This window comes from Blastococcus sp. HT6-4, from assembly GCF_039679125.1.
Taxonomy (GTDB): Bacteria; Actinomycetota; Actinomycetes; order Mycobacteriales; family Geodermatophilaceae; genus Blastococcus; species Blastococcus montanus.
Genome location: NZ_CP155551.1, coordinates 3,882,177 through 3,906,589 on the forward strand (window position 1 = coordinate 3,882,177; position 24,413 = coordinate 3,906,589).

Genomic DNA, 24,413 nt, shown 5'->3' on the forward strand with positions numbered 1-24,413 from the left:
TCGGCGCGGGGAGCCCCGCCTGCGTCGCGCGCCAGCCTGGGCAACGGACCGGCGATCGTCAACTGTCCGTTGCCCTATCGAGTCAGCGAGTGACCGACGGCACCTCCGGCCGCCGGCCCGGCAGCCAGATGAGCACGACGACGGCGGCCACCAGGCTGGCGGCCGCCGTCCCGACGGCGGTCACGTGCATGGCCGAGATGAAGGCCTCGCGAGCCGGCTGCACCACTCCTGCGGCCGCGCGGGTCGCCTCGGGTTCACCCTCGGCCTGCACCCGGCGGACCGCTTCCAGGGTGCCGATGATCGACTCGCTCGCCTCCGCGCGCGCCGCGGGAGGCAGGTCGTCGACCACCGGGCGGAGGTAGGCCGCGTAGGAGGCGGCCAGCAGCGACCCCAGGATGGCGACGCCGAGCGCCCCGCCCACCTGGCGCACCGAGTTGTTCACAGCCGCGCCCGCGCCCGCCTTGTCCCGGGGCACGACGGACATGATCGACTCGGTGGCGGGCGCCATGACCGCCCCCATGCCCAGGCCCTGCACCGACAGCACCGCCAGCAGCAGCCAGACCGGTGACGTGAGGTCGAGGAGCTGCACCCCGAGGAACGACAGGGTGATGAGCAGGAAGCCGGTCGCGCAGACGGCCTTGGCCCCGAACCGTTCGGCCAGCCCGGAGCTCCGGGGCGCCATGAGCGCCATGCCGAGCGCGACGGGGATCAGCGCCGCGCCGCTCTGCAGGGGCGAGTAGCCGCGCACGCCCTGCAGGTAGAACACCAGGTAGAACGTGGCGCCGAGGAGCGCGAAGAAGTTCAGGCCCAGTGCCGCGGCGGCGGCGGAGAAGGCCGGGTTGCGGAACAGCGAGACGTCCAGCGCCGGGTGGGCCGACCGCCGCTGCAGCCAGACGAAGAGCGCCAGCAGGACCAGGCCGCCGAGCAGCGGCACGAGCACGCCCGGCGTCGTCCACCCTGCGCCGCCACCGCCGTGGATGATGCCGTAGACGAGGCCGGCGAGCGCGACGATGGACAGCAGCACACCCGGCAGGTCGAGCCGTCCCGGGGAGGGGTCCCTCGACTCCGGGACGAAGGCGAGCACCGCGACGATCCCGAGCACCGCCACGGGGACGCCGACGAGGAAGACCGCCCCCCACCAGAAGTGCTCGAGCACCGCACCACCGGCCAGCGGGCCACCCGCGACCGCGATCCCCGCCGTCCCCGCCCAGACGCCGATGGCGCGCCCGCGCTCGCGGGGCGGGAAGACGTTGGTGATGACCGCGAGCGTCGTCGGCTGGACCGCCGCCCCGCCGATGCCCATCACCGCCCGCCAGGCGATGAGCTCCAGGGGGCTGTCGCTCAGCGCGGCGAACACCGACCCCACCGCGAAGACGCCCAGCCCGATGAGCAGCACCCGCCGGCGGCCGATCCGGTCGCCGATGACGCCCCAGGTGAACAGCAGGCCGGCGAACACGAGGATGTAGGCGTCGACGACCCACTGCAGTTCGCCCTGGCTGGCGTCCAGCTCCCGCTGCAGCGTCGGGAGCGCGACGTTGAGGATCGTGTTGCCCATGATCACCACGAGCAGGCAGACCGTCATCGTGGCGAGCACCCACCACCGCCGCGCGTAACCGGTGGGCAGCGCCTCGCCGGGCACGACCGCGCCCGGCTGCGACTTGTCGGTCGCCGTCACGCCTCGCCGTCGGAGTGACGGCGGGTGGGGTCCGCGAACGCGGCGAAGGCCTCGAGGTTGCGCAGCGACTCCCCGCGCTTGACCCGCCACTCCCACTCCCGGCGGATCGACGTGCCGAAGCCGATCTCCAGCATCGTGTTGAAGTGGTCGTCGGCGTAGCTGAGCACCGCGCCGAGGATGCGGTCGAGCTCGTCGGGGGTGACGGCGGCGTGCGGCAGCCGGCCCGTGAGGTAGACGTCGCCGACCGCGTCGATCGAGTAGCTGACGCCGTACATGCGCGCGTTGTGCTGCAGGAGGTAGGTCCACAGCTGCTCGCGGTTCTCGTCGGGCTGGCGGCAGACGAAGGCCTCCACCCGGAGCGAGTGCTCCCCGACGATCAGCCCGCAGACGGTCTTGAGCTTCTTGGTGCCGGGCAGGTCGACCAGCCACGTCCCTGGCGCGGGGTGCTCGTGGACCAGTTCGCCGTCGCGCAGCACCTGCTCGATGACGGCGTCGAGCTCCGCCGCGCCCCTCCCGCCGGCCGGACGGCTCACCGGGCCACCCCCATCCCTGGCAGCGCCCGCAGCGGCCCGCCGCGCCGCGCCGGCGGCGCGATCACGGCCATCTCCGCCGCCGCCGCGGCGTAGGCCGCCACGAGGGCGTCGGCCGTGCGGTCCCAGGAGAAGCGGGCGGCGTGGCGCCGGGCGCCGGCGGCCAGCAGCTCACGGCGGGCGAGGACGGCCCGCACGGCGGCCGCGTAGTCGACCGGGTCGTGGCCGTCGACGAGGACCCCGGAGACGCCGTCGCGGACCGCTGTGGGGAGGCCGCCCACCGCGGCGGCGACGACGGGGGTGCCGCAGGCCTGCGATTCCAGCGCCACGAGACCGAAGGACTCGTTGTGGCTGGGGACGACGGTGACGTCGGCCGCGCGGTAGAAGTCGGCGAGCCGCTCGGGGGGCTGCGGCGGGTGGAACCGCACCAGGTCCGCGATGCCGAGGGAGACGGCCAGCTGCTCGAGCTGGCGCGGCGCAGCGAGCCCGGAGCCACTGGGCGCGCCGACGACGTGCACCTGCAGCCGGCGCCGGAGGGCCGGATCGGCGGCGAGCATCCGCGCGGCCGTGCCGAGCAGCACGTCGGGGGCCTTGAGCGGCTGGATGCGACCGACGAAGAGCAGGACGACGGCGTCCTCGGCCACCCCGACCGCGCGGCGAGCCGCCGCCCGGTTGCCGGGGGTGAACCGGTCGAGGTCCACACCCGGCGGGACGACGAGGGTGCGCGCCGGATCGGCGCCGTACAGGCGCACCAGCTGGCGGGCCTCCTCGTCGGTGTTCGCGATCAGCCGGTCGGCCTCGGCGACCACCTGCTCCTCGCCGATGACGCGGGAGCGGGGCTCGGGCCGGTCGCCGGCGGCGAGCGCCTCGTTCTTCACCTTGGCGAGGGTGTGCGCGGTGTGGATCAGCGGCACGCTCCACCGGTCCCGCGCCAGCCAGCCCACCTGCCCCGACAGCCAGTAGTGCGAGTGGACGACGTCGTAGTAACCGGGCTCGTGCTGCGCCTCCTCGCGGAGCACGGCGGCCGTGAACGCGCACAGCTGGGCGGGCAGCTCCTCCTTGCCGAGGCCCTCGAAGGGGCCGGCGCTGACGTGCCGCACGGTGACGCCCGGGCTCATCTCGACCACGGGCGGGAGGTCGCTGGAGGTGGCACGGGTGAAGACGTCCACCTCGATGCCGCGCGCGGCCAGCCGGCGGGAGACCTCGACGATGTAGACGTTCATGCCCCCGGCGTCGCCTGCACCGGGCTGGTCGAGCGGGCTCGTGTGCACCGAGAGGGTGGCCACCCGGGACGGCACGCGGGAGCCGGGGTAGCGGCGAGCGGACACGTGGGACCTCCGCTCTGCGCCTGCCGGGTCGGGGCCGCACGGCACCCCTGTCGGTCCCCCATCCTGCATCAGCGCCAGGATGGGCACATGTCAGGTTCCTCACCCACGACCCCGTCGGGGTACCGCGCACTGCCCGGGAGCGGCCGCACCGCCGTCGTCACGGGGGCCTCGAGCGGGATCGGGGCCGCCACCACCCGGCGGCTGGCGGCCGAGGGGTTCGACGTCGTCGTCGGGGCCCGTCGCACCGACCGGCTGGCTGCGCTCGCGGAGTCGATCGGGGCCCGCGCGCTCCACCTGGACGTCACCGACCCCGGCTCGGTGTCCGCGTTCGCCGGCGCCCTCGACCGGGTCGACGTCCTGGTGAACAACGCCGGTGGCGCCTTCGACACGGCGGCGGTGGCCGACGCCGACCTGGATTCGTGGGCGCGCACCTACGAGGTGAACGTGCTGGGCACGGTGCGGCTGACCAAGGCGCTGCTGCCGGCGCTGCGGGCCTCCGGCGCGGGTGACGTGCTCTTCGTCGGGTCGACGGCCGGGTTGATCTCCTACGAGGGCGGGGCGTCGTACACCGCGGCCAAGCACGGGGTGCACACGCTGGCCGAGACGCTCCGGCTGGAGCTGTGCGGCGAGCCGGTCCGGGTCATCGAGATCGCGCCCGGGATGGTGCGGACCGAGGAGTTCTCGCTGAACCGGACCGGTGACCAGGCCAGGGCCGACGCCGTCTACCGCGGGGTCCGCGAGCCGCTGGTCGCCGAGGACGTCGCCGACTGCATCGCCTGGACGCTCACCCGGCCGCACCACGTGAACGTGGATCTGCTGGTGGTGCGCCCCCGCGCGCAGGCCGCCCAGCACAAGGTCGCACGGGAGGAGTGACCGGTCACCGCACCGGCGCGGACCACCGGCGTCCGTTGCGCTGGCCGGGATGGGCCCGTGCGGCAGCGGCCTGGGCGACGCTCTTCGCCGCGCTGCACGTGTTCTGGGCGCTGGGTGGGTCCTTCGGGCTGGCCGGGTCGGCCGGCCGGGACCTGGCCGAGCAGCGGCCGGCGTGGTTCGTCCTCGGAGGCCTCTGGGGCGTCGCCGTCCTCCTGCTCGTCGCGGCCGGGCTCGGGATGGTGCTGGCGAGGACGGAACCGCCGCCTCGGCCGGCCGTGGTCGTCCTCGGTGCGGCCGTGGGGCCGCTCCTCCTGCTCCGGGGCCTGGTGATCGAGGTCCTGCTGCTCAGCGGCGCACTGGACGGCAACACCGCCATCGCGGCCGACCAGCGACGGTGGTCGCTGTTCCTGTGGAATCCGTGGTTCCTCGTCGGTGGGGCGTTCTTCGCGCTGGCGGCGCTGGCGGCCTACCAGCGGAGGAGGTGATCACGGCCGGACGGCGGTCGGCTCGCGCTCGAGCGTGACGCCGAACTTCTCCCGGACGGTCGCGACGACGCGGTCGGCGAAGGCCAGCAGTTCGGCGGCGGTCGCGCCGTCCTCGGTCGTGAGGGCGAGGCTGTGCCGTGACGACGTCCCGACGTACCCGTCGCGGGTGCCGCGGCCGAAGCCGGCGTGCTGCACCAGCCAGGCGGCGCTGAGCTTGACGTGCCCGTCACCGGCCGGCCAGCCGGGGCACCCGTCGACGGCCTGCCCGGCGGGCACGATCGGGTTGGTGAAGAACGACCCGGCGCTGCGGCTGTCGGGGTCGGCCGGGTCCCACACCATGCCCTTGCCGCGGCGCAGCGCGAGCACCGCGTCGCGGACGTCGGCCAGCGGTGCGGTCTGCCCGACCGCGATGCCGAGGCTGCGGGCGAGCTCGGCGTAGCCGACCGGCCGGGAGAGGTCGCCGGGGTCGAGAGCGAAGGTCACGTCGAGGACGACGAACCGCCCGGGCTCCCGCTTGAGCCGGCTGTCGCGGTAGGCGAAGCCGCACTCGGCGGGCGTCAGCGTGCGGTCGGTCTTCTCGGCGCGGTCGTACACGCGGACGGCGGTGATGGTCTGGGCCACCTCCTGGCCGTACGCGCCGACGTTCTGCACCGGCGTGGCGCCCGTGGAGCCGGGGATGCCGGACAGCGCCTCGATCCCGGCCAGCCGGTGCGCGACCGTGTGGGCGACCAGCGCGTCCCAGTCCTCCCCCGCCTGCACCGTCAGCCGGTCGCCGTCGCGCTCGATGCCGCGGGTCCGGACGGCGACGACGTCGCCGGGCCACCCCGCGTCGGGCGCGATCAGGTTGGAGCCACCGCCGATCAGCAGCAGCGGCCGGCCGGACTCATCGGCCTCGCGGACCGCGGCGACCAGCTCGTCGGCGGTCTCGGCCTCGATCAGCCGCTCGACCGGGCCGCCGACGGCGAGGGTCGTCAGCTCCGCCAGCCGGACGTCGGTTCGCACCTGCACGGGGTCGACGGTAGCCGGGACTAACCTGGGACCCCGTGGGCGAGCCGGGCAACGAGCACAAGCGCCGGGCCTCCCTGCCCGGTCAGCCGCAGCGGAAGGCGCCCCGGCTGGCCGCCGGACGGGCCCGGGCCCTGGGGCTGCCCACCCGGGGCACCACGAACGCCAACCGGTTGCGCCGGGTCGACCGCTGGCTCCTGGCCACCCAGGTGCCCCGGCTGCGCGACTCCGCGCGCCCGCTGGTCGTGGACCTGGGCTACGGCTCCTCGGCCGTCACCACCCTGGAACTGGTGGAGCGCCTCGGCCCCGAGGTGGACCGCCTGGAGGTCGTCGGGCTGGAGATCGATCCGGAGCGGGTGCGGGCCGTGGCAGCCGACCGCGACCCGCCGCGGGTCGACTTCCGGGTGGGCGGGTTCGAGCTGGCCTGCCTGCGCCCGGTGCTGGTGCGGGCGTTCAACGTGCTGCGCCAGTACGACGAGGAGTCGGCAGCCAGGGCCTGGGACACGATGCGCGGCGCGCTCGCGCCCGGGGGCCTGATCGTCGAGGGCACCTGCGACGAGTGGGGCCGCCGCTCGGCCTGGGTGGCGCTGGACGCCGACGGCCCGCTCACCCTCACGCTCGCCACCCGGGTCTCCGACATCGCGACGCCGTCGGACCTCGCCGAGCGCCTGCCCAAGGCGCTGATCCACCACAACGTCCCGGGTCAGCCGGTGCACGAGTTCCTGCGCGCCTTCGACGCCGGCTGGGCCGCCGCGGCGGGCATGTCGGCGTTCGGCCCTCGGCAGCGCTGGACGGCGGCGGTCGAGGCGCTGGGCGAGCAGGGCTGGCCGCTGGTGGGGTCGAGCCGGCGGTGGCGGCACGGCGAGGTGACGGTGCGCTGGCCGGCGGTCGCCCCGGTCCGCGCGTGAGGATCCCGCCGGGGCCCGTCGCCGTCGCCGGCGGCACGGCCGAGCTGCTCGCCGACGCCGACCGGGACGGCTCCTGGGTGCTGATGGTGGACGGCACCCCGCAGTCGCACGTCGACCTCGACGACCCGGCGCACCTGGAGTTCGAGTACGTCCGCCGGATGGGCCACGTGCTCGACCTGGCCGGGCAGCCCGGTGCCGCCCTCGACATCGTGCACCTGGGCGGGGGCGCGCTGACCCTGCCCCGCTACGTCGCGCACACCAGGCCCGGGTCCCGCCAGCGGGTCGTCGAGATCGACCAGCCGCTCACCGACCTGGTCCGCGAGCACCTGCCGCTCCCCCGCCACGCCCGGATCCGGGTGCGCGCGGCCGATGCGCGCGAGGCGCTCGCCACCCTGCACACGGCCGCCGCCGACGTCGTCGTCACCGACGTCTTCGCCGGTGCCCGCACGCCGGCGCACCTCACCAGCGCCGAGTTCGCCGCCGAGGCCGCCCGGGTGCTGCGCCCCGGGGGCGTCTACGTGGCCAACGTCGCCGACGGTCCGCCGCTGCGCTTCGCACGCGGCCAGGTCGCCACCTTGCGCACGGCCTTCCGCCACGTCTGCCTGCTCGCCGAGCCGGGGACGCTGCGCGGCCGCCGGTTCGGCAACCTGGTCGCGGTCGCCTCCGACGTCGAGCTGCCGCTGGCCGAGCTCAGCCGCGCCTGCGCGCGCGACCCGATGCCGTCGCGCGTGGTCGACGGCGAGGACCTCGACCGCTTCACCGGCAGCGCCCAGCCGGTGCGCGACGTCGACGCGGCGCCGTCACCGGAGCCACCTGCCGGCGTCTTCGGCCGCTGAGCCCGACCGGTGCGCTCAGCCGGTGCGAAGACCTACCAGTTGCTGTTGCCGCGCTGCAGGCCACCGACCGCGGGACGGACGTCGACCAGGTAGACGATCGCCGCGATCACCGCGGGCAGGCCGAGCAGCGACATCGGGGTCTTCTGCCAGAAGATGATCAGCAGCGCGAGCCCGGTGATCGCCGCCCAGCCGGGCTTGCTGAGCTTCCCGGCGGCGACGTACCCGGAGGCCGGCCGGATCAGGGCGTCGATGAACGCCCAGGCGGTCAGCGCCAGGGACGCCCAGTACAGGAGCAGCATCAGCCACCCGTCGAACACGCCCATGGGCCGAGCCTACCCGCGCCCGCGGCCACCGCGGCCCCCTCCGGCTGCCGACTCGCCCGAAGGAGGGCCCGGACGGCACAGGGCCCCGGAGCGCTGGTGGCAGCTCCGGGGCCCTGGTCGGACGCCGTGGGGTCAGTTCTTCTTGGCGGGCACGGCGGTCGGGTCGCTCCGGCGGGCGGTACGCGCGCGGGTGACCCGGGCGGACGCGGCCGGAGCCTTCGAGGTGGCGGCGCTGCTCTTCTTCGCGGGCGCCTTCCGCTTGGGGGCCTCGGCGGCCGGCTCGGTGGTCTCGGCGACGGCCGACTTGGTCGACTCGGCCGTCTCGTGCACGGCCTCCTCGGCCTTCGCGGCGGCCTTGCCGGCCTTGGCCGCGGTCTTCTGCGCGACCGAGGTGACCTCGTCCGACGCCTCGGACACGGCCTCGGCGGCCTCGTCGATCGCGTCCTCGAGGCTGCCCTCGACGGTCTCCACGACCTGCTCGGTGCGGCGGCCGATCCGCCGGACGCTCGGCTGGCGGCGCAGGTCCTCGAGCACCTCGGCGCCACGCCCGGCCAGCGTCTCCACCGTGGTGGAGGCCTGGGTCCGCGCGGTGCCGACCAGCCCGGTGACGGTGCTGAGCAGCGTCTCGGGGCGGACGGCCCCGGCCACCTGCTGCGCCGTCGTGCGGGCGGTGCCGGCGGCCTCGGTGGCCCGGGTGCGGGCCTCCTTCACGGCCAGGTCGGCCTGGACCTGGGCCTCGCCGGGCAGCGCCAGCACCGAGGAGGCGGCCTGGGTACGGAACTGGCCGAACACGGTCCGGGCGCGCTCGACGGCCAGGTCACCGGCGCCGATGGCGGCGAGCACGGCGGGCCGGGCGGCGGTCACGGCGAACTCGCCGTACTGCTTCACGATCTGGGTGGTGCTCATGTCGACTCCTTGGGAGGAAATGGGGGGAGCTAGCTGGCAGCCGCGGAGGACGCCCGGTGCTCCCGGACGTAGGTCTCGTAGAGCTCGAGCAGGACGGCCTTGTGCCGCTCGGACAGCTCATCGTCGGAACGGATCGCCGCCACGGTGTCCGGGTTCCCGGGACGCCGGTCGAGGATCCCCGCCTGCTCGTAGAGCGTCTCGGCCGAGATCTTCAGGCCCCGGGCGATCGCCGCGAGGATCTCCGCCGAGGGCTTGCGGAGGCCCCGCTCCACCTGGGACAGGTAGGGATTGCTGACCCCTGCGGTGCGGGCCAGCTCGCGCAGGGAGACTCGCGCGGCACTGCGCTGCTCACGGATGAAGTCACCCACCGAGGAGCCCACCGCCGAGACGCCCGGCGACTCGCCGACCGAGTCGGCCACGCTGCCGGCGACCCGGTCCACCGTCTCGCGGACCGAGGTCACCTGGTCGCGGACGAACTCACCGGGGGTCTGCACCTGTCCCACGGTAGTCCGGAGTGCTAGCTCCTGCAAGCGGAGGAGTTAGCACCGGACGTGAACAGCCTCACAGTCACCGACGCCCAGCTCAGGCGTTCAGCTCCGCCGCTTCCCGGACCTCGCCGACGACGCCGTTCCCACCCTGGACCGCCGGCCGCGCCCACGGAGCAAGCACCTCCGCCGGCACCCCGAGCCGCCGCAGGCCCGCCCCGAGCGCCGGCGTGCGGCCGCGGTCCCCGCCGTCGTCGAGCTTCAGGGCCACCGCCCCGGCGCCCGGCAGCGCCGCCACGTGCACCCCGTCGGCGCCGCCCTTGACCAGCAGCCGCGGCACCGCCCGCATCAGGTCGGTGTCCTCGCGGCCGGTCCCCGCCACGAACCACGGGTGCGCCCGCATCGCATCCGCGACCGCCCGTTCCCGCGACCCGCCGGGCGCCTCGACGAGGGACAGCACACCGCGGGCCAGCCCGGTGAGCGACAGGGCGTGCTGCGGAGCCCCGCAGCCGTCCACCACGACCGCCGCCACGGGTTCCCCGGCCGCCTCGCCCAGCCGCACCTCGATCGCCTGCTGCAGCGGGTGCCCGCGGTCGAGGTACCCCGCGGTCGGCCAGCCCGCCGCGACGCACGCCGAGAGCATCGCCGCGTGCTTGCCGGAGCAGTTCATGGCGAGGGGGTCCGGGGACCGGCCGGCCGCCAGCCAGCCCGCCTTCGTCGTCTCGTGCTGGGGCAGGGCCGGCGGGCAGCCCAGGTCGCCGGGCCCGAGGCCGACCGCCGCGAGCATCCCCGCGGCCAGCTCCCGGTGTCCGTCCTCGCCGGTGTGCGACCCGGCGCCGATCGCCAGCTCCTCGCCCGAGCGCGGCTCCCACCCGGCGGCCAGCATCGCCGTCGCCTGCACCGGCTTGTTGGCCGAACGCGGCAGGACCGGCCGGGTGACGTCGCCGGCGGCGAACCGCAGGCCGCCGTCGGCGCCGAGCACCACGAGCGCACCCCGGTGCACCGACTCCAGGAACCCGGAGCGGTGGACCTCGACGAGGACCGGGTTGTCCGGCCAGCCCGCGGTCGCCCCCAGGGCGTTCAGTGCCGTCCCTCGTCGGCCAGCAGCGCGGCGACGTCGGCCTCGCCGTCGCGGTACCGGCGGCCCAGCTCGGCCGCCAGCCCGTCCATCACCTGCTGCACCCCGCGGCGGCGCTCCGACAGGCCCGTCTCGGCCGCGGCCAGCGCCCGCGCCGCCGACTCCAGCGACTCGTCGGACAGATCGGTGATGGCCGACAGGTCGGCGCCGGGAGTCAGCGAGTTCACCCAGGCCTCGTAGTCCTCCGGGCTCGCCGGCTGCACCGTCTGGTGACGCCCCAGGCCGTGCGCAGGCCCGCGGCCCTTCTCGGCGAGGATCTCGGGCAGGAGGTCGACCAGCGACCGCCCGTCGTGCTCGGCCCGCCGCTGCAGCTCCCGGCGCACGATGTCCAGCCGGCCCTGGAGCAGCCGGCGGGTGTAGGAGAGGTTGACCTCCTCCTGCTCCGCCTGCCGGCGCAGCCGCCGGACGTCGCTCATCGGCTGCCGCACCGCGTCCTCGAGGAACGACGGGTCCAGCAGCGCGTCGACGGCGGCGCCGCCGGCGGGGGGCGTCGGGGAACTCACGGGGCGGCCTCCAGGATCGGGACACCCGGCACGCGGGCATCGGCGAGGGTCATCGGCGGGCGCCGGCGGGGCGGTGCGGCGCGGTCACGGCGCGATCGTCCCAGACCGGACGGCCCGGACGCGGTCGCGCGTCGCCGCCTGGGTGTCGTCGAGCGCCGGCGGGGCGTCGTCGGGGTCGACGGCCGCGGTCGACCCGCCGACCGCGAGCCCGGCGCCCTGCGCCACGGACTGCTTCACCAGCGCCAGCGCGACCACGCCCAGCTCGTGGTGGCGGACCACGGTGCCGACCCGGCCGACCGTCCGGCTCCCGGCGAGCACCGGCTCACCGGGGGCCGGCAGGTCCTCGCTGACGCCGTCGAGGTGCAGCAGCACGAGCCGGCGGGGCGGGCGGCCGAGGTTGTGCACGCGGGCCACCGTCTCCTGGCCGCGGTAGCAGCCCTTCTCCAGGTGGACGGCGGTGCTCAGCCACTCCAGCTCGTTCGGAATGGTGCGGTGGTCGCTGTCCACGCCGAACCGCGGACGCCGGGCCTCGACCCGCAGCGCCTCGTAGGCCGCGATGCCGCTCGGGGTGGCCCCGGCGGCGAGCAGCCGGTCCGCCACGGCGTCCAGCTCGGCGCGCGGCACGAGCAGGTCGAACACCACGGCCCCGCCGTCCCCGACCGGGGGCATCCGCCGCACCCAGCCGGCCCCGGCCGGCCGGACCTCGTAACTCGCATCCGGCACCGGCAGCCCGGCCGCGGCGAGCACCTCGGGGCCGCGCGGCCCGACGACGGAGAGCACCGCCCACTCGGCGGTGACCAACTGCGGCTCCACCCGCAGCATGAACCGCATCCGCTCGAGGTAGGCCTGCAGCGCCGCGCCGGTGCCCGGCTCGACGTCGGCCCACGTGGTGCCCGCCAGCTCGGCGACGACGAGGTGGTGCTCGACGTGCCCGTGCGGGCTGAGCACCAGCGCCTCGCTGCCGGCGCCGTCGGGGAGGCGCTCGACGTGCTGGCTGGTGATGCTGTGCAGCCACGAGAGGCGATCGGCGCCCGGCACCGCGAGCACGTCCCGGTCGCTGCGGTCGACGAGCCCGGCGCCCTCCGCCAGGACCCGCTGCTCGCGCAGGGGGTCCCCGTAGTGGGCGGCGACGGTGCGGACGGCCTCGGCGCGGGACTCGTCCGGGGCGACCTCCACGGGCACCGCCCCGGGACGGGCGAGCAGGGGCGAGGGGGTGGTCATGAGGGCTCCGTTCCGGCGCGTTCTCGGCAGGCGCGGCACGTGCCCGAGAGCGCCACGTGCCCGACGTCCACGGTGAAACCCAGCTCGGCCGCCAGACGTTCCGCCGCCTGGTCCAGGAGGTCCGGCGCGGCCGACGCGATCTCCCCGCAGGAGGCGCAGACGACGTGCAGGTGCGGCCGCTCGGCGGCGTGGTAGACCGGCGCGCCGCGCCCCAGGTGGGTGTGCCAGACCAGGCCGAGCCGTTCCAGCAGCTCCAGGGTGCGGTAGACGGTCGAGGTGTCGGGCGCACTCCCGCCCGGCCCCGCCTCCTCCCGCAGCCGCGCGCCGATCGCCTCCGGTGTCGCGTGTGCGAGCGCCCCCACCGCCGCCAGCACCCGCGCGCGTTGCGGGGTCAGCCGCAGGCCGCGGGCCCGCAGCTGTTCGGCCAGCGGCGCGGCGACGTCGTCCGGGCCCATGGCGGCAGCCTATGCCGGGGGTGCGGCAGGCTGGGACCCGTGACGGAGCAGCGCAGGGTCGCGACCTGGCGGGACGGCGCGGTGACGGCCGTCCCCGCGGAGCAGCCGGTGGTGACGGCCTTCGACCTGGGCCTCGCCCGCGGTGACGGCGTCTTCGAGTCCGTGGCCGTCGTCGACGGGGGCACACCACACCTCGGGGCGCACCTGGCCCGGCTGGCCCGCTCCGCCGACCGGCTGGCGCTGACCGATCCCGGGGACGGCGTCTGGCGGGCGCTGGTCGCCACGGTCCTGGCCGACTGGCCCGCCGGCGTCGAGGGCGTCTGCCGGCTGCTCCTCACCCGCGGGCTCGGGCAGGGGGCGCCACCCACGGCGCTGGCCCTGCTCGCCCCCGTTCCCGCCGAGGTGCTGCGCCAGCGCAGCGCGGGGATCTCCGTCGTCACGCTCGGCCTGGGCGTCCCGGCCGACTTCCGCGAGCAGGCGCCGTGGCTGCTCGGCGGGGCGAAGACGCTGTCGTACGCGGTGAACATGGCCGCCCAGCGGCACGCGCACGACCTGGGCGCCGACGACGTCGTCCTCACCAGCCTGGAGGGACAGCTGCTGGAGGGCCCGACCTCGACGGTGGTGTGGGCGGCCGGCGGCGCCCTGCACACGCCGCCCCAGGAGACCGGCATCCTGCCCGGCACCACCCAGGCCCGGCTGTTCGCCGCCGCCGAGCGGGACGGCTGGCCGACACGGGTGCGGCCGGGCACGGTGGACGACCTGCACGCCGCCGACGCCGTCTGGCTGCTCTCCGGCGTGCGCGGAGCCGCGCCGGTGCACACGATCGACGGGGTCCGCCGCGGGGACGCCGGGCTGTCCGGGCGGGTCAGGGAACTTCTCGCCAGGTAGCGTGATCACCAGGTGCGCCGGGAAGTCTGGTCGGCAGTCCTTTCGCCGTCCCCTATCGCCGGAGCCGTTCTGTGACCTCTCCCCCCTCCACCCGCCTCCTCGGTCGCGGCTCCTGGGCCGAAGCGCAGCGGGTCACCTCCGTCCTCCGCAAGGAGACCGTCGGTGGTGCCCTGCTGCTGATCGGCGCGGCGATCGCGCTGATCTGGGCGAACTCCCCCTGGGGGGAGACCTACGAGGCCCTGCGCGACACCCGCGTCGGGCCGGCCGCCCTGCACCTGGACCTGACGCTGGGCACGTGGGCCGCCGACGGCCTGCTGGCGATCTTCTTCTTCGTCGCCGGCCTGGAGCTCAAGCGGGAGTTCGTGGCCGGCGACCTCCGTGACCCGCGCCGCGCGGCGCTGCCGATCGCCGCCGCCGTCGGCGGGATGGCGGTGCCCGCCGTGTTCTTCGTGCTGCTCAACCTGGGGGGAGCCGACAACGCGCTGCGCGGCTGGGCCATCCCGGCGGCCACCGACATCGCCTTCGCGCTCGCCGTCCTCGCGGTGATCAGCACCCACCTGCCCAGCGCGCTGCGCACGTTCCTGCTCACCCTCGCCGTCGTCGACGACCTCCTGGCCATCGTCGTCATCGCGATCTTCTACACCGCCGAGCTCGTCGTCCCGGCGCTGCTGCTGTCCCTGGTGCCGCTGGCGATCTTCGGCTTCCTCGTGCAGAAGCGGATCCGCTCGTGGTGGCTGCTGCTGCCCCTGGCGGCGGTCACCTGGGTCCTGATGCACGAGTCCGGCGTGCACGCGACGGTCGCCGGCGTGCTGCTGGCCTTCACCGTGCCGGTCGTCCGCAGCCAGGCGGCCGGCGGGCCGGAGGCCGGGCCGGGGCTCGCCGAGCACTTCGAGCACCGCATCCGGCCCCTGTCGGCCGGCGTCGCCGTCCCGGTGTTCGCCTTCTTCTCCGCGGGCGTGGCCGTCGGCGGCCTCTCCGGCCTGGGCGAGTCCCTCGGCGACAGCATCGCCATCGGCATCATGGTCGGCCTGGTGGCCGGCAAGGCGATCGGGATCACCGGTGCCACGTGGCTGGTCTCCCGGTTCACCCGCGCCCAGCTCGACGAGAACCTGGGGTGGCCCGACGTCGTGGGGCTGTCCCTGCTCGGCGGCATGGGCTTCACGGTCTCGCTGCTCATCACCGAGCTGGCCTACGGCGCCGAGACCGAGAGCTACGAGCACGCGAAGGTGGGCATCCTGTTCGGGACGCTGCTCGCCGCGGTGCTCGCCGCGGTCATCCTGCGGCTGCGGAACCGCCGTTACAAGCAGATGTACGCGGCGGAGATCTCCGACGTCGACCACGACGGCATCCCCGACGCCTGGGACACCGTCGACGACCGGGCGGAGCACGACCCCGACTGGGACGGCACCCTGCCGCCGGGACGGACCCTGGCCGACGTGGAGGTCGACAACACCGACCCCGACGCCGCTCCCCCGCCCCACTACGAGACGGTCGACGACGAGGCCGAGCACGACCCGGACTGGGAAGGCACCCGTCCGCCGGGACGCACCCTCGGGCCCGGCAGCGGCAGCTGAGCGGGGCCGACACGCCGGTCAGGGTCCGCGACCAGCGCGTTCGCTGAGAGCTGAGCAATCCGCTTGCCCGGCCCGTTCCGGTGGTCGTACCGTCGTGGCACACGAGAGAGGAGGTGGTCCGTAACTTTGCTTAGCTACAGGACTCGTGAGGTGGCTGTCCGCTAGCCGCCGTCCAGATGGGCCGCCCGTTCGGAGTGGAATCCGAACGACGGCACTCTTCGCCCGTCCGTCGCACGGCGGCGAGCGAGAACCGGACAGTCACCCGACCCCCGGGCTGCCGACAGTTGTCCAGTCGGCCCGCGTGCTGCTCCCCCCGACCGGGGGCTGGGCGCCGCGGAGCGGCCCGGGGGTTGTCCGTTGTCCAGGGGAGGTCCGCGTGCAGCTCGGCGGCTTGCCGATCGAGCACGACGTCTCCGCCGGCACCTGGCTCGCCGACGCCGTGGGCCGGTCGCACTGGAGCACCGTGGGGTCGCTCGTGCCACCGGTCTTCCCCGCCTACGCGCGGGTCCTCCACCCCGCCTATCGGTACGACGGCGACGACGACGTGGAGATCCCCTGGGCCGAGGTCGCGCGACTCAACGGCACCGTCCACCACCCGCGCATGCAGTGGCCGGCGGTCACCCGCGGCTGGGAGTACCTGCACGAGGACAGCCAGCCCCCCACCTGGGACGGCATCCCCGCCGAGGGCCATCTGCCCGGCACGCTCGCCGCGCGCATGGCCACCGTGCTCGCCCGGCACACCGCCACCCCGGAGCGGTGCTTCTTCGGGCGGTGGGCCGGCTCCGGGTACGACGCCGCCGATCTCCGGGACACCCCCCGGCTGCCGCTGCCGCGGGCACGCGACGTCGTCCTGGTCCGCGGCCGGGTGGAGGACGCCGTCCGCAACCTCGCCCCCGAGCCGTCCGAGCAGAGCGCCAACCTCTGGTGGCCGGCCGACCGGGCGTGGTCCGTAGCCACCGACATCGACCTGATGTGCACCTACGTGGCCGGCAGCCGGGCCTGCATCGACGACCTGCTGGACACGCCCGGCCTGGAGGCCCTCCCCGCCGACCCCGCCGACCGCGTCGGGCACGCCGACGACCCGGTCAACGAGGTCCCACCGCGCTGATACCGGCCCTCACGGGTCGAGGACGACCCACTCGCCGGCCACGTCGACGACCACGCCGGCGTCGACCAGGCCGATGTCGGTGACCCGCTGGGCGAACGGCAGCGGGTCCAGCGGCACGCGGAAGGTGAACCGCTGGTCCAGCAGCAGTTCGCTGACCCGGTCCAGGCCCTCGATGCCGCCGAACCGGGTCGGCTGCACCACCAGCTCGCCGTCCTCCGACCCGATGTCGGCGTCCGCGGAGGCCTCCAGGGTGGCGCCCAGCACGTCGACCGAGCCGTTGACCATCAGCTCCCCGTCGTCGGCCTCGGCCAGGGTGAGCGGGCGGCCGGTGAGGTCGAGGTACTCGTTGAGGTCGTCATAGGTCAGCAGCGCCTCGGCCTCGGTGTACCGGATGACGACCTCGTCGGTCTCGCCGTGGAGCAGGTCGTGGAAGGAGAGGTAGACGTCGTCCAGCTCGGCCCGGACGGAGTCGATCCGCAGGGGGCCGGACACCAGCCCCTCCATCGCGATGTCGACCTCCTCGTAGCGGCCGCGGAGGACCTGGGGCAGGAAGAACGCTCCGCGCACCTGCACGGTGGGCCGCTCGAACGTCCCGGTCTGCTCCTGCAGCGCCTGGGCGACCAGCCCTTCCGCGGCGCGACGCGCCAGCAGGTCGGCGGCCCAGAGCAGTGCCGCGGTGGTCAGCAGCACGCCGAGCGCGAGGACCACCGTCCGCGTCTCCGGCCCCCGTCTCCTGCGCCGCCCCCCGGGCTCGGCCGGGCCGGGGCGCCCCTGGCCCCCCGTCCCCGGGTCGGCCGGCCCGGCCACCGGGTCCGCCGGCCGTCCGGTGTCCGCACGCCCGGCGGTGGCGGCGGCCGGGGCAGGAGCGGGCGGACGCGCCGGCGCGGAAGCCAGCGACCGGGTGCTGTGGTCGGCGGGCTCGACCGCGGGACGTCCGCCCCCTGCCCCGGTCCCCCGGGAGGGACGCGCGCCGGCCGCCCAGAGCAGCGCCGCGGCGCCCAGCAGCAGCCCGAGCGCGAGCCCCAGCACCCGCCGGCCCGCTCGCGTGCCCATGCCCTCGCCTCCCGTCACGTGCCCGGCGCACCGGCCCCGGCGAGAACCGGCTCCTCGCGGGCGTCGTCCTCCCGCTGCTCCAGGAGCGCGTTCTGCTCGGCCGCCCCGATCGGCTGCTCTGAGATCCGGATCCGCCGGCTCGGCCACCCCGCCGCCCGCCCGAGCAGGGTGAGGATCGCCGGCGTGAGCACCGGCCGGATGAGGAAGGTGTCGATCAGCAGGCCGAGCGCCATGATGAAGGCCACCTGCCGGAAGCTGTCCAGCGGGATGATCGCCACCATGGCGAAGGTCGCGGCGAGGATCACCCCGGCCGCGCTGATGGCCCGCGACGTGGCGGGCATGGCGACGGCGATCGCCTCGCGCAGGGGTCGCCGGCCCGCCTCGTCCCAGATGGAGCCCACCGCGAAGACGTTGTAGTCCGATCCGAGCGCGAGCAGCAGCACGGCGGTGGTGAACGGCACGTAGAACGTCAGCCCGGGGTCCTCCAGGAGATCCTGGAACACCAGGACGGCCACGCCCAGTGAGGCGGCGACCCCCAGCGCGCTCGCGGCCAGCAGGAACAGCGGGGCGAGGACCGCCCGCAGGTAGAACGCGAGGATCACGAACTCCACGATCAACACGGCGATCATGGTGCGCCAGAGGTTCTCCTGCGTGATCAGCGCCAGCTCGGAGGCGACCGCCGTCTGCCCGGCGACGCCCACCGTCGCGCCGTCGACCCCGGCCTGCTCGAGCAGCCCCGGCAGCCGGTCCTCCAGCCGGCGGAGGTCGCTGATCGCGGTCGCGGCGAGCGGATCGCTGTCGAAGATGACCACGAACCGCGCCGCGTCGCCGTCGGCGGAGAAGACGATCCCGTACTCCTCCGCCAGCGGGCTCTGGGCCGCCCCCAGCACCTCCGCCACCCCCGGCTGCCGGTTCAGCAGCTGCTGGAAGCGCTCCAGGGCCGCCCGCTGGTCGGCGACGTCGGGGCCCTCCACGAGCAGCTCGGTGGGCGCGACCACGCCGCGCACCCCCGCGTCGTCGAGGACCTCGGCCCCTTGCCGCACCGGGTCGCCCGAGGGCAGTCCCGAGCTGAACGACAGGTCCAGCCGCAGGCCCGTCACGGGCAGCGCCGCCGGCAGGAGGATGCCGACCCCCACCAGGAGGGCCACCCACGCGCCCCGGCGGGAGGAGGCCGAGCGCGCGAGCCACCGGGCGCCGCGGCCGGCCCGGCGGTCGAGCGCGTGCCCGCGGGCGACCCCCGAGGGGAAGAACAACCGCGGCCCCAGCACCGCCATCATCGCCGGCACGAGCGTGAGCGAGACGACGACCCCGACGACGACGGTGAGCGAGAGCGCCGGCCCGAACGCCCGGAACAGCTCGAAGTCGGCCACCAGGAGGGCCGCCGTCCCCGCCGCGACCGTGATCCCGGCGACCGCGATGATCGGGCCGTCGGTGGTGACCGCGCGCCGGGCCGCCTCGTGCGACGGGAGACCGGCGTCCAGGTGCCGGCGCATGCCGGAGAAGAAGAGGACGCAGTAGTCGGTGACGACCCCGATGAGCAGGGCGGCGGTGAGCGGCTGGAGCTGGTCGGGCAGCGCGAACCCGAGGGCCGCGGCCGCCCGGGCGAGCAGATGGGTGGCGACCAGGTAGCCGATCCCCGCCGCGAGCAGCACCACGAGCGGGGCGACCGCCGAGCGGAACGTCAGGGCGACGACCACCGCGATGAGCACGAGCGTGGCGACCTCGAAAAGGTGCAGCCGCGACTCGAGGTGGTAGGCCTGCTGCACCCGCGCCGGGGTGATCCCCGTGACGTAGGCGTCGACGCCGGCCTGGTTGCGGAAGTGGGCCGCGTACTGGCGGGCCAGCGCGGTGCTGTCGGCCAGTGACGTGCCGCCGGTCGTGTAGAGGTAGGTGACCGCCGTCTCCGGCGTCGAGGTCGGCAGGGGGACGGCGGCGATGATGTTCCCGCGCCCCGTCGGCGCCTCGCCCCGCAGGAACTCCTGGGTGTGCTGCAGTGCCCACAGCGCGATGTCGGCCCGGGTGAGCGCGCTGAGCCCGCCCGGGTCGTGGACGACCACCGCCGTCTGGGACAGGACCGGCACGCTGAACTTCTCGATCGACCGCTGCTGCACCTGCGCGGCCTCGCTGCTGGGCGGCAGGAGACTGCCGAAGTTGTTGCTCCCCCCGCCGCCCGACGGAGTGGGCAGGAGGACGGCGGCGACGGCGGCGGCCAGCCAGGCAGCGATGACGAGCCACCGCCCGGCCACCACCGCCGACCGGAAGGCGCGCCCGGCCGCGGACGCGGCGCTCGCCGGCGCCCTGAGCGCTGACCGCGCCGACGACCGTGCAGCCAACACGGCCTCCAAGCCTGTGCTCGGCACTCCGAATACCGGTGGTGGGAGAAGGGTAGGACGGCGCGCGACGGATCGCCCGGCGAGAGGAGCCCGATGCCCGAGGACCGAGCCGAGCCGACGGCCGGTGCGTCGGGGGCCTCGGGCGTCCACGAGGGGACCACCGTCCGGAGCGCCTGGACCTGGTGGCTCGCGGCGCCGGCGTTCGTCCTGGGCATGATCGTCGGCGCGGTGACGCTGGGGCTGCTCCGGGAGGATCCTCCCCTCCCCGCCGCCGCGGCGGAGGCGCCGCCGGACTCCGCCGAGGAGTCGCCCGGGGCGGCCCCGACCCCGTCACCGGGAGCGTCCGCGGAGATCACCGTCAACGAGGCGTGCCTGCGCGTGGTCAACGAGACCCAGGACCTCGTCGACGTCATCGAGGGACTGGGCAGCTCGGCCGCCGACCTGGACATCGCGGGCGTGGACCAGTCGATCCGGCGCCTGCAGCCGCTGGAGACCCGGTTGCGGGCGGACCTCGCCGCGTGCGAGGCCGACACGGACCTCCCCGCCGACCTGTCGCCGACACCGGACACCGGGGAGCCGGCGGACGACACGGCCGACCCCGCGCCGACCTCCGCGCCGGGCTGACGCCCGAGCCCGACGGGTCAGGTCCCGGTCACAGCCGGGCGAGCTCCGTGGCGAGGTCGTCGAGCCCCAGCGAGCCCTGGGAGAGCGCGGCCATGTGCCAGGCCTTGAGGTCGAACTCCGCACCGCGGGCCCGCTGCGCCGCTTCCCGGCCCTCCCGCCACGCCCGCTCACCGAGCTTGTAGCTGATCGCCTGCCCCGGCATGCCGAGGTAGCGCACCAGCTCGCTGTCGAGGAAGGCGACCTCGGCGCCGGAGTGGTCGGCGAGGAACGCCCGGGCCAGCGACGGCGTCCAGGGCTGCCCGCGGTGGTCGGCGAGGACGCCCTCGGCGTCGTCGGGGACCGGGAGCCGCAGGTGCATCCCGATGTCGACGACCACCCGGATCGACCGCAGCTGCTGGGCATCGAGGTAGCCGAGCCGCTCCCCCGGGTCGGCGAAGTAGCCGAGCTCGTCCATCAGCCGCTCCGCGTAGAGCGCCCAGCCCTCGACGTTCGCGCCGACCGAGCCCAGCGACGTCTGGTAGGCCGACAGGCGGCCCGAGACCAGCGCCCACTGGGCCAGCTGCAGGTGATGCCCCGGAACGCCCTCGTGGTACCAGATCGAGACCAGGTCCCAGAGCGGGAAGCGGGTGCGCCCGAGGGTGGGCAGCCAGGTGCGGCCGGGCCGGGAGAAGTCCTGGGCCGGCCGCGTGTAGTACGGCGCCGCCGCGCTGCCGGCCGGGGCGATCATCGCCTCGACCCGCTTCACGGGCTCGGCCAGGTCGAAGTGCGTGCCGTCCAGCGCGGTGATCGCGCCGTCCATCATCGCCTGGAGCCGCTCGCGGATCGCCTCGACGCCGTCGACCGCCGGGCCGTGGAGCGACAGCCAGCGCATCGCCTCCAGCGGCGTCGCCCCCGGGCGCACCCGCTCCGCCTCGGCGCGCTGCTCCGCGAGGATCCGGCGGTGCTCGGCCCAGCCCCACGCGTAGGCCTCCTCGAGCCCCTGCCCGGTGCCGAGATCCGAGCCCGTCCACCGCCGGGCCGCGACCGCGTACCGCTCGCGGCCGACGGCGTCCGGGGTGCCCTCGGCGCGCGGCGCGTACTCGTCGCGGAGGAAGTCGCGGATCTCGGCGACGGCGCCGTCCGCGGCGCGGGCGGCGGTGTCCAGCTCGGCCCGCAGCCCCTCGGGGCCGGCGGCCGCCAGCCCGCTGAAGAACCGGCCGGCCAGCCACGCGTCCAGCTGGCCGACGACGGTGTCCACCTGGCGGGGGGCCACCAGGAGCCCGCGGCGGGCTCCCTCCGCGAGGGTCTCCCGGTAACCGCGGTAGGCCTCGGGCACGCGGGCCAGCCGGCGGGCGAGGACGGACCAGTCCTCCTCGGTGACCGAGGGCATCAGCAGGAAGACCTGCCGCACCGAGTGCAGCGGGGTGAACAGGTTGTTCAGCGAGCGGAAGCCCTCGCCGGCATCGTGCGATGCGAGCTCGGCGCCCAGCCGCTCCCGCAGCAGCCGGGCGCAGCGGCGCTCCACCGGGTCGTCGGCCACCGACGGAGAGGCCAGCACCCGGTCCAGCTCGGCCAGCGTGGCCCGGGCGAGGGCCGCCTCGGCCTCGAGCCCGGCCGGGCTCGTGTCGGGGAGCCGGTCGTCGCCCCGGCGGGTGCCCAGCGAGGTCGCGACGATCGGGTCCAGGTCGCAGACCGCGTCGACGTAGCGGTCGGCGACCTGCCGCGGGGTGGTGGCCGGAGCCGTCACCGGATGCGCTCGAGCCGGGCCGACATCGTCGGGCGCAGCGGCTCGTCCGCACCGGCGCGGTCGATGGCGTACATCAGCGCACCCTCGACGATGCCGTACAGCCGCACCGCCCGGGTGACCTCCGGCGCGTCGGGGGTGCGGGCCAGCACGTCGCTGGTCAGCTCCCAGCTGGTCGTCGTCCGCGCGGTGCCCACGTAGATCTCCACCAGCCCGTCGGGGCTGGCGACCAGCAGTTCGACGTCGTCGTTCCCACGGGGTCGCCAGAAGCCCGACTCCCGCACGTCGGGGCCCGCGATCCTCCCGTCGTCGGTGAGCCGCCAGGTCCGGGACTCGTAGGCGAGGAACCCCCGGCCGTCGTGGCCGAACCGGATCCACTGACCGAACCGGAGATCCTGGTCGGAACCGGCCACGGCACCGCTCAGGACGCCCTCCCCGTGCCACTCCCCGAGCAGGGGCAGGACCGACAGGATCTCCTCGGAGACCTCCGGCCCGCTGCGCACGTCGGCGGTGTCGGGCACCGGCAGCTCGGTCGGCCCGGTCATCGCCGGGCCGCCTTCGGGCGGCGGGACAGCCGGACGGCGCCGTAGCCGAGCCCGCCGGCCGACAGCGCCGTCAGGGTGATCAGGACCCAGGCGGAGAGCATGGCGACCACCGTAGTGACGGCGCCGCCGGCCGGCCTCAGCCGGCCACCGGGGCGGTCCCGGCCGTCGCGGCCACCACCTCGGTCCACGGCGTCGGGGCGATGCCGAAGGTGGCGGTCGTGGCCGCGGCGTCGATCACGTACTCCTGGTCGAACTGGTGCCGGACGGCGACCACCTCCCGCATGACCGGGACCGCGAGACCGATCGCCCGCAGCACCGGCCACGGGATGCCGCGCACCGTGGGTGCCGGTGCCGACATGGCCGCGGCCAGGTCGCCCAGCGCCTCCCGCTGCGACCGCGGCCTGCTGCTGGGGACGTGCCAGGCCTGTCCCAGCGCCCGCTCGTCGGTGCCCAGGGTGACCAGCGTGGTGGCCACGTCGGGGAGGTAGGCCCAGCTGCGCGGCGCGTCGGGGTCGCCGACGACCCAGGCGGTGCGGCCGCGGCGCAGGGTGGCCAGCTGCCGGCCGAGGTGGGAGTTCCCCGGCGGCACCTGCGGGCCGATGAAGTCCGCGGCCCGCGCCTCGGTGACCCGCACCCGGCCGGCCTCGTGCGCGGCCCGCGCGTCGGCCCACATCCGCGCCCGCACGCGCCCCTTGGTGTCGGCGGCGGCCAGGGGGCTGTCCGGCGACATGGGCCCGTCGGGGCGCCCGTACCCGTAGAGGTTGGACATCGTGACCAGCACGGCCCCGGCACGCTCCGTCGCCGCGAGCAGCGCGGCGGCGACCGGGGGCCAGTCGGTGGCCCAGCGGTGGTAGGCGGGGTTGACGGCGTTGTAGACCGCCGCGGCTCCTCGCGTCGCCGAGGCCAGCGCTGCCGGGTCCGCCGCGTCGGCCCGGTGGTGCTCGATCCCGTCCCCGGAGGCGCCGCCGCTGCGGGAGACCACCCGCACCTCGTGTCCTCGATCGCGCAGCTGCCGTGCGGTGGTCAGGCCCACCGGCCCCTTGCCGACGACGACGTGCAGTGCCATGGGTGCTCCCCGGGTCGCTGATGTGAGCGGTGCTCTCGTGCGAGACGGATGCTCTCGGTCGGGCCGGCGCCTGTCAAGAGCACTGCTCACAGTTGCGTGCAGCGCTCTCACCACGGCACACTCCCGGCATGCCTTCCGCCCGCGAGCGCGTCCGTGCCGAACTCACGACGGAGATCGCCGACGCGGCCCGGCGCCAGCTCGCCGAGGTGGGGGCGGCCGCCCTCTCGCTGCGCGCCGTGGCCCGCGAACTGGGCATGGCGTCGTCCGCGGTCTACCGCTACGTCCCGAGCCGGGACGACCTGCTGACCCGGCTGATCATCGACGGCTACGACGACCTCGGCGCCGCCGCGGAGGCGGCCGACACCCCGTCCGCGCCGCCCCGGGCCCGCTGGGTCGCCGTCTGCCGCGCGGTCCGGGCCTGGGCCCGTGACCATCCGCACGAGTACACCCTCCTGTACGGCTCCCCCGTGCCGGGCTACGAGGCACCGGAGGACACCGTGCCGGCGGCGTCGCGCGTAGGCGTCGTCCTCGGCCGGATCCTCGGCGACGCCGCCCGGAGCGGGCAGCTGCCGGAGACGTCCGGGGAGCGGGACCCCTCCCTGATCAGCGACGGCGCGCTGGCCGTCCTGGGCGGCGAGCACCCGGCGCTGGACGAGGCGGTGCGCGTACGCGCCCTGCTCGCGTGGTCCTCGCTCTTCGGGACCATCAGCTTCGAGCTGTTCGGGCACTTCGTAGGCTCCGTGCAGGACGGCGACCGGTACTTCGACCGGGCGATGACCGACCTGGCCGCCCTCCTCGGCCTGTAGCGGCGCCGCCGGGTCCACCCGG

25 protein-coding genes are annotated in these 24,413 nt (G+C 75.6%); 9 read left to right on the forward strand and 16 right to left on the reverse strand.

The window, feature by feature from the left end; genetic code table 11:
* Positions 1-82: 82 nt before the first annotated feature.
* From ABDB74_RS18585 to mshA, 3 genes are read right to left on the reverse strand one after another with little or no spacing between them, the layout of a single operon-like run.
* Positions 83-1,675, reverse strand: a complete 1,593-nt coding sequence (locus ABDB74_RS18585) for an MFS transporter (RefSeq protein WP_346620224.1) — start codon at positions 1,673-1,675, stop codon at positions 83-85.
* The gene (locus tag ABDB74_RS18590; protein WP_346620225.1) at positions 1,672-2,208 is read right to left on the reverse strand and encodes a YbjN domain-containing protein; all 537 of its coding nucleotides are present in this window, start codon (positions 2,206-2,208) and stop codon (positions 1,672-1,674) included. Before ABDB74_RS18590 ends, ABDB74_RS18585 begins: the two co-directional genes overlap by 4 nt.
* The gene (gene mshA / locus ABDB74_RS18595; RefSeq protein WP_346620226.1) at positions 2,205-3,533 is read right to left on the reverse strand and encodes a D-inositol-3-phosphate glycosyltransferase; all 1,329 of its coding nucleotides are present in this window, start codon (positions 3,531-3,533) and stop codon (positions 2,205-2,207) included. The genes ABDB74_RS18590 and mshA overlap by 4 nt, the downstream gene beginning before the upstream one ends.
* A gap of 87 nt (positions 3,534-3,620) precedes the next feature.
* Here mshA and ABDB74_RS18600 point away from each other — a divergent pair, with 87 nt between their 5' ends.
* Together ABDB74_RS18600 and ABDB74_RS18605 are read left to right on the forward strand one after the other, a co-directional pair.
* Complete coding sequence (locus ABDB74_RS18600) at positions 3,621-4,406, forward strand: SDR family oxidoreductase (RefSeq protein ID WP_346620227.1); 786 nt, start codon at positions 3,621-3,623, stop codon at positions 4,404-4,406.
* Positions 4,403-4,891 carry a DUF3995 domain-containing protein gene (locus ABDB74_RS18605; protein ID WP_346620228.1) on the forward strand — a complete coding sequence of 163 codons (489 nt, stop codon included), beginning with the start codon at positions 4,403-4,405 and terminating at the stop codon, positions 4,889-4,891. Before ABDB74_RS18600 ends, ABDB74_RS18605 begins: the two co-directional genes overlap by 4 nt.
* Here ABDB74_RS18605 and ABDB74_RS18610 read toward each other — a convergent pair whose 3' ends face one another.
* Positions 4,892-5,899, reverse strand: coding sequence for a UDP-N-acetylmuramate dehydrogenase (locus ABDB74_RS18610; RefSeq protein ID WP_346620229.1), 1,008 nt, complete (start codon positions 5,897-5,899; stop codon positions 4,892-4,894).
* Positions 5,900-5,934: 35 nt separating this feature from the next.
* On the opposite strand from ABDB74_RS18610, the gene ABDB74_RS18615 reads away from it, so the two are divergent.
* Both ABDB74_RS18615 and ABDB74_RS18620 read left to right on the forward strand, forming a co-directional pair.
* Positions 5,935-6,804: a class I SAM-dependent methyltransferase gene (locus ABDB74_RS18615; protein ID WP_346620230.1), complete on the forward strand. Its 870-nt coding sequence runs from the start codon at positions 5,935-5,937 to the stop codon at positions 6,802-6,804.
* Positions 6,801-7,640, forward strand: coding sequence for a fused MFS/spermidine synthase (locus ABDB74_RS18620; RefSeq protein ID WP_346620231.1), 840 nt, complete (start codon positions 6,801-6,803; stop codon positions 7,638-7,640). Before ABDB74_RS18615 ends, ABDB74_RS18620 begins: the two co-directional genes overlap by 4 nt.
* Before the next feature lie 32 nt (positions 7,641-7,672).
* Here the strand turns inward: ABDB74_RS18620 and ABDB74_RS18625 are convergent, their stop codons facing one another.
* From ABDB74_RS18625 to ABDB74_RS18655, 7 genes are all read right to left on the reverse strand, one after another.
* Entirely contained in the window at positions 7,673-7,963 is a 291-nt protein-coding gene (locus ABDB74_RS18625) for a DUF2516 family protein (protein WP_346620232.1), read from the reverse strand.
* A gap of 132 nt (positions 7,964-8,095) precedes the next feature.
* Positions 8,096-8,869 carry a hypothetical protein gene (locus tag ABDB74_RS18630; protein ID WP_346620233.1) on the reverse strand — a complete coding sequence of 258 codons (774 nt, stop codon included), beginning with the start codon at positions 8,867-8,869 and terminating at the stop codon, positions 8,096-8,098.
* A 29-nt stretch (positions 8,870-8,898) separates the two neighbouring features.
* The gene (locus ABDB74_RS18635; protein ID WP_346620234.1) at positions 8,899-9,363 is read right to left on the reverse strand and encodes a helix-turn-helix transcriptional regulator; all 465 of its coding nucleotides are present in this window, start codon (positions 9,361-9,363) and stop codon (positions 8,899-8,901) included.
* Between the two features lie 88 nt (positions 9,364-9,451).
* Positions 9,452-10,438: an asparaginase gene (locus ABDB74_RS18640; RefSeq protein ID WP_346623919.1), complete on the reverse strand. Its 987-nt coding sequence runs from the start codon at positions 10,436-10,438 to the stop codon at positions 9,452-9,454.
* Positions 10,435-10,995 (reverse strand): aerial mycelium formation protein, encoded by a 561-nt coding sequence (locus ABDB74_RS18645; RefSeq protein ID WP_346620236.1) that lies wholly within the window; start codon positions 10,993-10,995, stop codon positions 10,435-10,437. Before ABDB74_RS18645 ends, ABDB74_RS18640 begins: the two co-directional genes overlap by 4 nt.
* 84 nt (positions 10,996-11,079) lie before the next feature.
* Complete coding sequence (locus ABDB74_RS18650; protein WP_346620237.1) at positions 11,080-12,216, reverse strand: folate-binding protein; 1,137 nt, start codon at positions 12,214-12,216, stop codon at positions 11,080-11,082.
* A complete protein-coding gene (locus ABDB74_RS18655; RefSeq protein ID WP_346620239.1) occupies positions 12,213-12,671 on the reverse strand; it encodes a Fur family transcriptional regulator in 459 nt (152 codons plus the stop codon). The genes ABDB74_RS18650 and ABDB74_RS18655 overlap by 4 nt, the downstream gene beginning before the upstream one ends.
* A 39-nt stretch (positions 12,672-12,710) precedes the next feature.
* On the opposite strand from ABDB74_RS18655, the gene ABDB74_RS18660 reads away from it, so the two are divergent.
* The 3 genes from ABDB74_RS18660 (at position 12,711) to ABDB74_RS18670 (ending at position 16,241) form a co-directional block, all read left to right on the forward strand.
* Complete coding sequence (locus tag ABDB74_RS18660; protein ID WP_346620241.1) at positions 12,711-13,559, forward strand: aminotransferase class IV; 849 nt, start codon at positions 12,711-12,713, stop codon at positions 13,557-13,559.
* 71 nt (positions 13,560-13,630) lie between these two features.
* Positions 13,631-15,133 (forward strand): Na+/H+ antiporter NhaA, encoded by a 1,503-nt coding sequence (gene nhaA / locus ABDB74_RS18665; RefSeq protein WP_346620243.1) that lies wholly within the window; start codon positions 13,631-13,633, stop codon positions 15,131-15,133.
* Positions 15,134-15,509: 376 nt separating this feature from the next.
* Positions 15,510-16,241 carry a hypothetical protein gene (locus tag ABDB74_RS18670; RefSeq protein WP_346620245.1) on the forward strand — a complete coding sequence of 244 codons (732 nt, stop codon included), beginning with the start codon at positions 15,510-15,512 and terminating at the stop codon, positions 16,239-16,241.
* A 9-nt stretch (positions 16,242-16,250) separates the two neighbouring features.
* Here the strand turns inward: ABDB74_RS18670 and ABDB74_RS18675 are convergent, their stop codons facing one another.
* Both ABDB74_RS18675 and ABDB74_RS18680 read right to left on the reverse strand, forming a co-directional pair.
* Positions 16,251-17,294, reverse strand: coding sequence for a DUF2993 domain-containing protein (locus ABDB74_RS18675; protein ID WP_346620246.1), 1,044 nt, complete (start codon positions 17,292-17,294; stop codon positions 16,251-16,253).
* 14 nt (positions 17,295-17,308) lie between these two features.
* Complete coding sequence (locus tag ABDB74_RS18680; protein WP_346620247.1) at positions 17,309-19,630, reverse strand: MMPL family transporter; 2,322 nt, start codon at positions 19,628-19,630, stop codon at positions 17,309-17,311.
* Between the two features lie 90 nt (positions 19,631-19,720).
* Between ABDB74_RS18680 and ABDB74_RS18685 the strand changes: the two genes are divergently transcribed.
* Positions 19,721-20,251: a hypothetical protein gene (locus ABDB74_RS18685; RefSeq protein WP_346620249.1), complete on the forward strand. Its 531-nt coding sequence runs from the start codon at positions 19,721-19,723 to the stop codon at positions 20,249-20,251.
* Between the two features lie 28 nt (positions 20,252-20,279).
* Here the strand turns inward: ABDB74_RS18685 and ABDB74_RS18690 are convergent, their stop codons facing one another.
* From ABDB74_RS18690 to ABDB74_RS18700, 3 genes are all read right to left on the reverse strand, one after another.
* Positions 20,280-21,977, reverse strand: coding sequence for a DUF885 domain-containing protein (locus ABDB74_RS18690; RefSeq protein WP_346620251.1), 1,698 nt, complete (start codon positions 21,975-21,977; stop codon positions 20,280-20,282).
* Entirely contained in the window at positions 21,974-22,519 is a 546-nt protein-coding gene (locus ABDB74_RS18695) for an FABP family protein (RefSeq protein ID WP_346620252.1), read from the reverse strand. The genes ABDB74_RS18690 and ABDB74_RS18695 overlap by 4 nt, the downstream gene beginning before the upstream one ends.
* A gap of 136 nt (positions 22,520-22,655) precedes the next feature.
* Positions 22,656-23,585, reverse strand: a complete 930-nt coding sequence (locus ABDB74_RS18700; RefSeq protein WP_346620254.1) for an NAD-dependent epimerase/dehydratase family protein — start codon at positions 23,583-23,585, stop codon at positions 22,656-22,658.
* Between the two features lie 128 nt (positions 23,586-23,713).
* Between ABDB74_RS18700 and ABDB74_RS18705 the strand changes: the two genes are divergently transcribed.
* A complete protein-coding gene (locus tag ABDB74_RS18705; protein ID WP_346620256.1) occupies positions 23,714-24,391 on the forward strand; it encodes a TetR/AcrR family transcriptional regulator in 678 nt (225 codons plus the stop codon).
* Positions 24,392-24,413 lie beyond the last annotated feature (22 nt).